This is a genomic window from Actinoallomurus acaciae, from assembly GCF_042429965.1.
GTDB classification, from domain to species: Bacteria; Actinomycetota; Actinomycetes; order Streptosporangiales; family Streptosporangiaceae; genus Actinoallomurus; species Actinoallomurus acaciae.
The window spans coordinates 1-9,299 of sequence record NZ_JBHLZP010000573.1 but is presented as its reverse complement, the minus strand read 5'-3'; the positions used below and the strand labels follow the sequence as shown (position 1 = coordinate 9,299).

Here is a 9,299-nt window from a genome sequence, read left to right as displayed (position 1 = left end):
TCGCCCAGGGCACCGAGGCCGGCGGTCACACGGGCGAGATCTCCACGATGGTGCTGATCCCCGAGGTGGTCGACGCGGTGGCGCCGCTGCCCGTACTCGCGGCGGGCGGCATCGCGTCGGGCCGGCAGATGGCCGCGGCCCTGGCGCTCGGCGCGCAGGGCGTGTGGTGCGGCTCGGTCTGGCTGACCACCGAGGAGGCCGAGACGCTCCCGGCGGTGAAGGCCAAGATGCTCGCCGCCTCGTCGAGCGACACGGTGCGCTCCCGGTCCCGTACGGGCAAGCCCGCGCGGCAGCTGCGATCGGCGTGGACCGACGAATGGGACGCCTCCCCCGACAGCCCCGGCGCGCTGCCGATGCCGCTCCAGATGATCGTCGCCGAGGGCGCGATGGGCCCGATCGGCACGGCCGCCGAGAGCGGCAACGAGGGCGCCCGGCAGCTGGCCAACTACTTCGTCGGCCAGGTCGTCGGCCGCATGAACACCGTCAAGCCCGCGCGCCAGGTCGTCTACGAGATGGTCGAGGAGCTCGGCGAGACGCTGGAACGGCTGGCCGCACTCGGCGACGGCTGATCCCCGCGGCGACGTGCGGAGCGGGCGGCCGCGCCGACGTTCCCGGTCAGCGCTGCGGGGGACGTCCAGGTCCCGCGCGTACGAGACGCCGACCATACGTAGGGAGGGAGGTGTCCTCATGTCCCGCGACGGTCTCCTGGTTCGGGTTCGTCGCCGCGACCGTCGCTGCCCGAGCGGCGCGGAGGCCGTGGCGGCGCGGTTGTGGGCGGAGGCCTCCGACGTGCGGGTGGCGGCGGCGGTCGCGTCCTTCCGCGCCGTACCGGCCGGAGCTCGTCGTGCTGGACCTGATGCCGCCCGGCGCCGACGGACCTCCAGGCCGGGCGCGCCCGTGCTCGGGTACGACACGCGCCAGGTGGTCTTCGAGCCCGGCCGAGCGCCTATCAGCTGGAGGAGGGTACCGGTGGGGTCGATCCTGCGCGGCGCCCGTACGGCGCCGACGCTGCGCGTCGCGTACGCGGGTGTATGGAAGGAGTTCGAGCCGCTGTCGAACCCGGCTAGCCGGGTGGGCCGCAGCCTGCCGGTCCTGTCCGGGTTCGGCACACGGCCCACCGAAAAGACCATGGAACCGCTGGAACATGGTGATCGAGGCGGTCCGCGACGTACCGTGCGGACATGAGCTCTGACGAGGTACTGGTCGAGACCGACGGCCCGTTCGCCGTCATCACGATGAACCGGCCGGAGCGCCGCAACGCTCTGTCCCTGTCCCACATGCGCACGCTGACTGCGACGTTCCGGCAGGTCGGCGAGACGGACGCGGCCGGGATCGTGCTGGCCGGCAACGGCCCGGTGTTCTCCGCCGGGCACGACTTCGCCGACCTGGCCGACGCCGACCTCGCCGCCGCGCGTGAGCTGCTCCTCGCCTGCCGGGAGCTGATGGAGACCATCCAGTCCGTACCGCAGGTCGTGATCGCCCGCGTGCACGGTCTGGCGACCGCCGCCGGTTGCCAGCTCGTGGCCACCTGCGACCTGGCCGTCGCGGCGTGGAGCGCCGGATTCGCCGCGCCCGGCGGGAAGGGCGGCTGGTTCTGCCACACGCCGATGGTGCCGATCGCCCGCAACGTCGGGCGCAAGCGGGCGATGGAGATGGCGCTGACCGGCGACGTCATCGACGCCGGCACCGCGCTCGAATGGGGTCTGATCAACCGCGCCGTGCCACCGGAGGAGCTGGAGAAGGCAACCCGCGAGCTGCTCGAACGGGCCACGCGTGGCAGCCGGCGCAGCAAGGCCCTGGGCAAGCAGGCCATGTACGCCCAGCTCGGCCACCCGGAGGCGGACGCCTACACGTACGCCGTGGAAGTGATGGCCGCGACGAGTCAGACCCCCGAGGCACAGGAAGGAATTCGGGCATTCCTGGAAAAACGCGCACCGCAGTGGCCTGCGTGAGCCGGCCCGGTTCCCGTTGCGAGAAGACGGACCGCCGTGCGCGCCTTGACGGCCGCAGGGCTTGATCTTGAAGTCGGGCAGGGGGCACGATCCCCGGACCCAGATGTTCGCGCTGCTCAGAGCGCCGATGACAGATGGAGGTGCCCGAGGTGCCGTCCGGGCGGCGGTAGAGCGCCTTGCCGGTGGGCCTATAGCAGCCTGTGCCGCCGGTTGCCGCTAATACGGAGAGCCGATAGCATGGTATGCGTTGCAGTCGTAGTTTCCTCGTACGTATTGAGTTCGTCTTGAACGCCCGCGGAAGTGACGGCGGGCGTTTTCGCTTCTCCGGGATAGTCTTCGCGGAAGTAAGCCGAAGTCCGTGATGCAGCCCCGGTCCGCCAACCGGCGCCCCGGAGAGGCTCCCAAGAAGGAGAGAAAGTGGCAGAAGGCACCGTCAAGTGGTTCAACGCCGACAAGGGCTTCGGGTTCATCGCACCTGACGGCGGTGGCCCGGACGTGTTCGTGCACTACTCGGCGATCACCTCCAGCGGCTTCCGTACGCTGGAGGAGAACCAGCGCGTGAGCTTCGAGACGACCCAGGGTCCGAAGGGCCCGCAGGCGGAGCAGGTCACGCCGATCTAGACTTAGTACGACCCAAGGCCGGGCCCCACCGAACTCATCCGAGATCGGTGCGGGCCCAGCCTGCTTTTCAGACCACGCCGAGGCCCGGACGCTCCACAGCGCGGGCGTGTACGGCACCGCCCTCCTCACCGTCGCAACCAGCCCAACGACGGACCGCGCGTGCACCGTCCAACACCGATGCCGTCGGCCCGACACACAGCACCGGTCACACGAGGGCGCAGCCGAGTTCGACGGCCCGGCAGCGTCCTGACCAGCCCGACCACGACCGCACGCAGGCCCCTCCTACACCGACGCCCTCGGCCCAACACACAGCAGGGTCACACGACGGCACCGCCGAGTTCGACGGCCCGGACTCGGCCGCACACGCGCTCTCCTATGCCGACGCCATCGACCCGACACACAACACCGGTCGCACGATGGCATGGTCGGGCTCGACGACCTCGCGGCGTCGCAACCAGCCTGATCACGACCGCACCCGCACCCTCCTACACCGACGCCATCGACCCGACACACAACACCGGTCACGCGATGGCACGGCCGGGCTCGACGGGGCCGGCTCGCCGCGAACGCCCGGCTCGACCGGTCCGGGAGCCATAGCCGGGACCGGCCGCCCGGGTAGTCCTTCGGCGCGGACATGCCGCGGCGCGCCGGTTCCCGCTGAGGGGGCGCACCCCGGTCGGCGGGCCTTACTCGAGGCGTGCATGATCAGGGGCTCACCGAGCAGGTCCCGTGCCTCGATCAGACAGCCGAGACCGGCGACCAGCCGAGACGACGACCAGCCCAGCCCGGGCTGGGCCACCACCGACCGCCCCAAGCACCCCAAGCACCCCAAGCACCCCAAGCACCCCAAGCACCCCAAGCACCATGATCGCCTCGCGGCTGATCACCCGTGAAATCCAGCCACACCCGGCCATCTTTCGTAAACGCGACGCCTGTAGGCACCCGCCGCACACGCCCCCGCTCCAGACCCGGCCACCCGCCACTCCAGACCCGACATGCCTTCCGCGGACGCAAGGCATGTCGACACGCCGCCGCACATACCGACGCTCCAGACATCGCCCACACCCGGCTTCGGCCCATACGTCACACCGCCCCGACACCGACCTCAGGCGGGTCGAATCTGACGGCCGGGACACAGAAGTAGCGAGCGTTACTCGGGACGAGCATGATCACGGGCTTATCGGGCAGGCCCCGTGCCTCGATCAGACAGCCGAGACCGGTGACCGGCCGAGACGGCGACCAGCCCAGGCCGGGCTGGGCCAGCCCAGACCACCCCAGGCACCCCAGGCACCCCAGGCCAGGCCAGGCCACCCCAGGCCACCCCAGGCCACCCCAGGCCAGGCCAGGCCAGGCCAGGCCAGGCCAGGCCAGGCCAGCGACCATGGTCGCCTCGCGGCTGATCACCCGTGAAATTCAGCCACACCCGGCCATCTTTCGTGAACGCGACGTCTGTAGGCACGCGCCGCGCCTCCGTTTCAGACCGGGCCACCCGCCGCTCCAGACCCGGCCGCCTTCCGTGGACGTGAAGCCTGTCGACGCCCCGCCGCACGTGCCGTCGCTCCAGGCACCGTCCGGCTCCGGCCCGTACGTAGCGCCGCCTCGCCGTTGCTGGCGAGGGGGCGTGACCGGCGTGCATCCTCAGCGGCACGCGGGCGGGCGGGGCGGGCTAGGCGGGCGGGGCGGGCTACCGATCCCGGCCCGCATGTGGCACCTCGCCGTTGCCGACGAGAGGGCATGACCGGCGCGGATCCGCAGCGGCACGCGGGCGGGCGGGATGGGCTGTCCGATCCCGATCCCGGCCCGCACGAAGCACCGCCTCGCCGTTGCCGACGAGAGGGGATGACCGGCGTGCATCCTCAGCGGCACGCAGGCGGGCGGGGCGGGCTACCGATCCCGGCCCGTACGTGGCGCCACCTCGCCGCTGCCAGCGAGGGGGCGTGACCGGCCGCGGCGGTACGCGGGTGGGGTTGCTTCTTACTTGACGCCGGCTTCCTTCATGTCGCGGAGTTCGCGCTTGAGTTCCTTGATCTCGTCGCGGAGGCGGGCGGCGACCTCGAACTGGAGTTCTTCGGCCGCGTGGTGCATCTGCTGGGTCATCTGGTCGATCAGGGACTCCATCTCCTCGCGGGGGCGGTCGCTGACCAGGTCGGCGGCGTGGCGGCCCGTGCGCTTGGCGGACAGGCCCGGGACCGGGGCCTTGCCTCGGCTCTGCTGGCGGCCGGCGCCGATGAGCTCTTCGGTGTCGGCGTCCTCGCGGGCCAGCATGTCGAGGATGTCGGCGATCTTCTTGCGGAGGGCGGTGGGCTCGATGCCGTTCGCCTCGTTGTAGGCCATCTGCTTGGCGCGGCGGCGGTTGGTCTCGTCGATCGCGCGTTCCATCGACGGGGTGACCTTGTCCGCGTACATGTGGACCTGGCCGGACACGTTACGTGCGGCGCGGCCGATCGTCTGGATCAGTGAGGTCTCCGACCGCAGGAAGCCCTCCTTGTCGGCGTCGAGGATCGACACCAGCGACACCTCGGGCAGGTCGAGGCCCTCGCGGAGCAGGTTGATGCCGACCAGCACGTCGAACTCGCCCAGCCGCAGCTCGCGCAGCAGCTCCACCCGGCGCAGCGTGTCAACCTCGCTGTGCAGGTAGCGGACCCGGATGCCCAGCTCCAGGAGGTAGTCGGTCAGGTCCTCGGCCATCTTCTTGGTCAGCGTGGTCACCAGGACCCGCTCGTCGCGCTCGGCCCGCTCGCGGATCTCGTGGACCAGGTCGTCGATCTGGCCCTTGGTCGGCTTGATGACGACCTCGGGGTCGACCAGGCCGGTCGGGCGGATCACCTGCTCGACCACGTCGCCCTTGACGCGCCCCAGCTCGTACGGCCCCGGCGTCGCCGACAGGTAGACCGTCTGACCGATCCGCTCAAGGAACTCCTCCCACTTGAGCGGCCGGTTGTCCTGCGCGCTCGGCAGCCGGAACCCGTGCTCGACCAGCGTGCGCTTACGCGACATGTCGCCCTCGTACATCGCGCCGATCTGCGGCGTCGTCTGGTGCGACTCGTCGATCACGAGGAGGAAGTCCTCGGGGAAGTAGTCGAGCAGGGTGTTGGGCGGGGTGCCGGGGCCGCGGCCGTCGATGTGGCGGGAGTAGTTCTCGATGCCGGAGCAGGTGCCGACCTGCCGCATCATCTCGATGTCGTACGTCGTGCGCATCCGCAGCCGCTGGGCCTCCAGCAGCTTGCCCGTGCGCTCCATCTCGGCCAGGCGCTCCTCCAGCTCCCGCTCGATGCCGTTGATCGCCCGCTCCATCCGCTCGGGGCCGGCGACGTAGTGGGAGGCGGGGAAGATGTAGAGCTCGTCGTCCTCGGTGACGACCTCGCCGGTCAGCGGGTGCAGGGTCGCGAGCTTCTCGATCTCGTCGCCGAACATCTCGATGCGGACGGCGAGCTCCTCGTACTGCGGGATGATCTCGACCGTGTCGCCGCGCACCCGGAACGTGCCACGGGTGAACGCCAGGTCGTTGCGGGCGTACTGCATGCCCACCAGGCGACGCAGCAGCTCGTCGCGCTCGATCTCCTCGCCCACGCGCAGCCGCACCATGCGGTCGACGTACTCCTGCGGGGTGCCCAGGCCGTAGATGCACGACACCGACGCGACCACGATGGTGTCGCGGCGGGTCAGCAGCGAGTTGGTCGCCGAGTGCCGCAGCCGCTCCACCTCGTCGTTGATCGAGGAGTCCTTCTCGATGTAGGTGTCGGTCTGCGGGACGTACGCCTCGGGCTGGTAGTAGTCGTAGTAGGAGACGAAGTATTCGATCGCGTTGTTCGGCAGCATCTCGCGCAGCTCGTTGGCGAACTGCGCGGCGAGCGTCTTGTTCGGCTGCATGACCAGCGTCGGACGCTGGACCTTTTCGATCAGCCAGGCCACCGTCGCGGTCTTGCCGGTGCCGGTTGCGCCCAGGAGCACCGAGTCCCTGTCGCCCCGCCTGACCCGTTGCTCCAGCTCGCCGATCGCCTGCGGCTGGTCGCCGGACGGACTCATGTCGGTGACGACCTCGAAGGGCGCCACCTTGCGCTGAAGATCGGTGACAGGCCGCACGCTGTTTCCTCCGGTGAGTCTGTGGTCGCCGCCCAGAAGGGCGACGAGTGGACGGCGCCCCCTGGCCGTCCTCGTATGTCAACCGTACGACCCGGTGGTGACATTCCGGTGCCGCTCTCGCGGACTCCCCCGCAGTCACCGTAAAGTAATCGGAACGTCACGCTCCGTTAAACGCCTGCCGGAGGTCATCATGACCCACCGCATCGCCGCGCTCGTCTCGGCGCTCCCCCTCACCTACGCCGGCATGGCGTTCGCCCCGGCCGCGCGGCAACCCGCGGGCGCCGCCGGCGTGGCCGACATCGCGCATCGAGGCGCCTCCGCGCACGCCCCGGAGAACACGCTGGCCTCCTTCCGCCAGGCCAGGACCGCCGATGCCGACTACTTCGAGCTCGACGTGCAGCAGACGCGCGACCACGTGCCGGTCATCATGCATGACGCGACGCTGAGCCGTACGACCGACGCCGAGAAGGTGTTTCCGGGCCGGTCACCGTGGCGGGTCGGCGACTTCACGCTCGCCCAGATCAAGCGGCTCGACGCCGGTTCCTGGTTCTCCTCCCGCTACGCCGGCGAACGCGTCCCCACGCTCGCCGAGACGCTGCGGGAGATGGAGGGCAGCGACATGAAGCTGCTCCTGGAGCTCAAGAATCCCTCGCTCTACCCGGGCATGCCCGGCCGCGTCGCGGACGAGCTGCGGGCCCAGCCCGACTGGCTGCTCCCGGACCGTACGGTCGTGCAGAGCTTCGACTGGCCCTCGGTGGCGGCCTTCCACCGGCTGCTCCCCTCGGTGCCGACCGGCGTGATCGGCACCCCCACCGCCGCGCAGCTGCCCGCCGTCGCCCGCTACGCCGGCTATGTCAACCCGCGCTACGACACCGTCAGCGCCGCCTACGTACGGGCGGTGCACGCCCAGCACATGAAGGTCTTCGCCTGGGTCGCCGACACCCCGGCGACCGTACGGCGGCTGATCGGCGACCGGGTCGACGGGATCGTCAGCAACCGCCCCGAGGCCGTACCGCACTGACCCGAGCGGCGGGCCGCAGGACGCGCCCAGCCGGAAAAGGGGGCAATCTAATATCTCACGCCACCAACTGGCCACAACACGGCGAAACGCGCTCTGAACGCCGCACAGCAGGGCCTGAGAGCCGCTCGACCACCCACGCGGCGTCGGCGGGGATCAGGCGACGCGGCGGGTCAGCTCGGCCCACAGATCGTCCACCTGTGCGGCGAGTGACTCCAGGGTGCCGGAGTTGTCGATGGTCCGATCGGCGATCGCCCGGCGCTGCTCCCGGGTGGCCTGGGCGGCGATGCGGCCGCGCGCCGCCTCCTCGGTCATGCCGCGCAGCTCCGTGAGCCGCCGTACCTGCTCCTCGACCGGGGTGTCCACGACGACCACGAGGTCGTACAGGCCGGCCAGGTCGTTCTCGGTGAGCAGTGGCACGTCGTAGACGACGATGGCGTCCGCGGGCGCGTCGTCGACCAGCTCCTGCATCCGCTGTCCGACGAGCGGGTGCACGATCGCGTTGAGGCGCTCGCGGCGGGTGTCGTCGGCGAAGACGATCGCGCCCAGCCGTTCGCGGTCCAGGCCGCCCTCCGGGAGCAGGATCTGCTCGCCGAACTCCTTCACGATCGCGGCCAGGCCGGGCGTGCCGGGCTCGACCACCTCGCGTGCGACCGCGTCGGCGTCGACCAGGACGGCGCCGAGCGCCACCAGCCGCCGCGACACCTCGCTCTTGCCCGAACCGATGCCGCCGGTCAATCCCACTCTCAGCACGAGGCGAGAGTACTCACTCGGCCGGCTCCGCTGCCACGAGGGCCTTGCGCATGTGGACGAGCATCAGATGGTCGGCGACCCGCTCCCGGTGCGTCTCGCCGTACCCCAGACGCCGGTAGAGCCGCAGGTTCGACTCACTCAGGTGGCCGGTGAACAGCACGCAGGCGTCGGCCCGCCCGGCCGCCTCCTCCTCCAGGGCGCGCATCAGCGCCCGGCCGATGCCACGGCCCTGCAGGTCGGGGGCGACGACGAGCCGGCCGACGAGACATGTCCGGTCGTTGAACCGGCCGCGTACGGACCCGGCGATGCGGGTGCCGAGGACGGCCTTGAGGACGAGCGAGCCGACGATCATCTCCCGCACCTGGCCGATCGACTCGACCAGCGGCGGCAGGAACGGGTCGCCGTGCAACTGCGCCTCGGTCACATAGGCGGCGCGCTGGAGCGTGAGGATCTCCCCCGCGTCCGTCTCGTCGGCCCGCTCGATCCGCACGTCGTCCATGAGCGCTCAGCCTACGACCCGTACGGTGGCCGCCAACATCGAGCGGCTCGGGCCCGTGGCGGTGTCACCGAGCCCCAGGTCACCGGTGCCGAAGATGGAGACGGCGGCGTCACCGCCGGCGGCGCGCAGGTCGCCCTGCCCGGTGATCTGGTCCGCCTCCGGCCGGCCGCTCGCCGCGTCCAGGTTCCCCGCGATCACCGTGTGCGGGGCGCCGCTCCACGCCTGGAGCAGCGTGCCGATCTCGGCGAGCCGGGTCCGGGTACGGCCGGCGCCGTGCTGGACGTCCACCGACCACACGTCCGCCGTACGGCCGCCGCCGGCGTCGATGCGTGCCCACACATAGCCGCGTGCCTGCGGCCCGGCGCCCACGGGC

8 protein-coding genes and 1 pseudogene are annotated in these 9,299 nt (G+C 71.0%); 5 read left to right on the top strand and 4 right to left on the bottom strand.

The genetic code is table 11. The features are described 5' to 3' along the window. The 4 genes from ACFFNX_RS42220 to ACFFNX_RS42205 form a co-directional block, all read left to right on the top strand. A partial coding sequence (locus ACFFNX_RS42220) for an NAD(P)H-dependent flavin oxidoreductase (RefSeq protein WP_378211868.1) occupies nucleotides 1-569 on the top strand: 569 nt, incomplete at its 5' end. Nucleotides 570-969: 400 nt separating this feature from the next. After that, a complete protein-coding gene (locus ACFFNX_RS42215; RefSeq protein ID WP_378211867.1) occupies nucleotides 970-1,185 on the top strand; it encodes a hypothetical protein in 216 nt (71 codons plus the stop codon). After that, nucleotides 1,182-1,952, top strand: coding sequence for an enoyl-CoA hydratase-related protein (locus ACFFNX_RS42210; RefSeq protein WP_378211866.1), 771 nt, complete (start codon nucleotides 1,182-1,184; stop codon nucleotides 1,950-1,952). The genes ACFFNX_RS42215 and ACFFNX_RS42210 overlap by 4 nt, the downstream gene beginning before the upstream one ends. Nucleotides 1,953-2,369: 417 nt before the next feature. Next, the gene (locus tag ACFFNX_RS42205; protein WP_141962982.1) at nucleotides 2,370-2,573 is read left to right on the top strand and encodes a cold-shock protein; all 204 of its coding nucleotides are present in this window, start codon (nucleotides 2,370-2,372) and stop codon (nucleotides 2,571-2,573) included. A 1,974-nt stretch (nucleotides 2,574-4,547) separates the two neighbouring features. Here ACFFNX_RS42205 and uvrB read toward each other — a convergent pair. Continuing rightward, entirely contained in the window at nucleotides 4,548-6,656 is a 2,109-nt protein-coding gene (gene uvrB, locus ACFFNX_RS42200) for an excinuclease ABC subunit UvrB (protein ID WP_378211865.1), read from the bottom strand. A gap of 190 nt (nucleotides 6,657-6,846) precedes the next feature. Here uvrB and ACFFNX_RS42195 point away from each other — a divergent pair, with 190 nt between their 5' ends. Continuing rightward, nucleotides 6,847-7,677, top strand: a complete 831-nt coding sequence (locus ACFFNX_RS42195; protein WP_378211864.1) for a glycerophosphodiester phosphodiesterase — start codon at nucleotides 6,847-6,849, stop codon at nucleotides 7,675-7,677. Between the two features lie 153 nt (nucleotides 7,678-7,830). Here the strand turns inward: ACFFNX_RS42195 and coaE are convergent, their stop codons facing one another. The 3 genes and pseudogenes from coaE to ACFFNX_RS42180 all read right to left on the bottom strand — a co-directional run. Beyond that, nucleotides 7,831-8,427 carry a dephospho-CoA kinase gene (gene coaE, locus ACFFNX_RS42190; RefSeq protein ID WP_378211863.1) on the bottom strand — a complete coding sequence of 199 codons (597 nt, stop codon included), beginning with the start codon at nucleotides 8,425-8,427 and terminating at the stop codon, nucleotides 7,831-7,833. A 13-nt stretch (nucleotides 8,428-8,440) separates the two neighbouring features. Then, entirely contained in the window at nucleotides 8,441-8,926 is a 486-nt protein-coding gene (locus ACFFNX_RS42185; RefSeq protein ID WP_378211862.1) for a GNAT family N-acetyltransferase, read from the bottom strand. Between the two features lie 6 nt (nucleotides 8,927-8,932). Next, nucleotides 8,933-9,299 (bottom strand): annotated as a pseudogene (locus ACFFNX_RS42180) (endonuclease/exonuclease/phosphatase family protein); the annotation flags it as partial.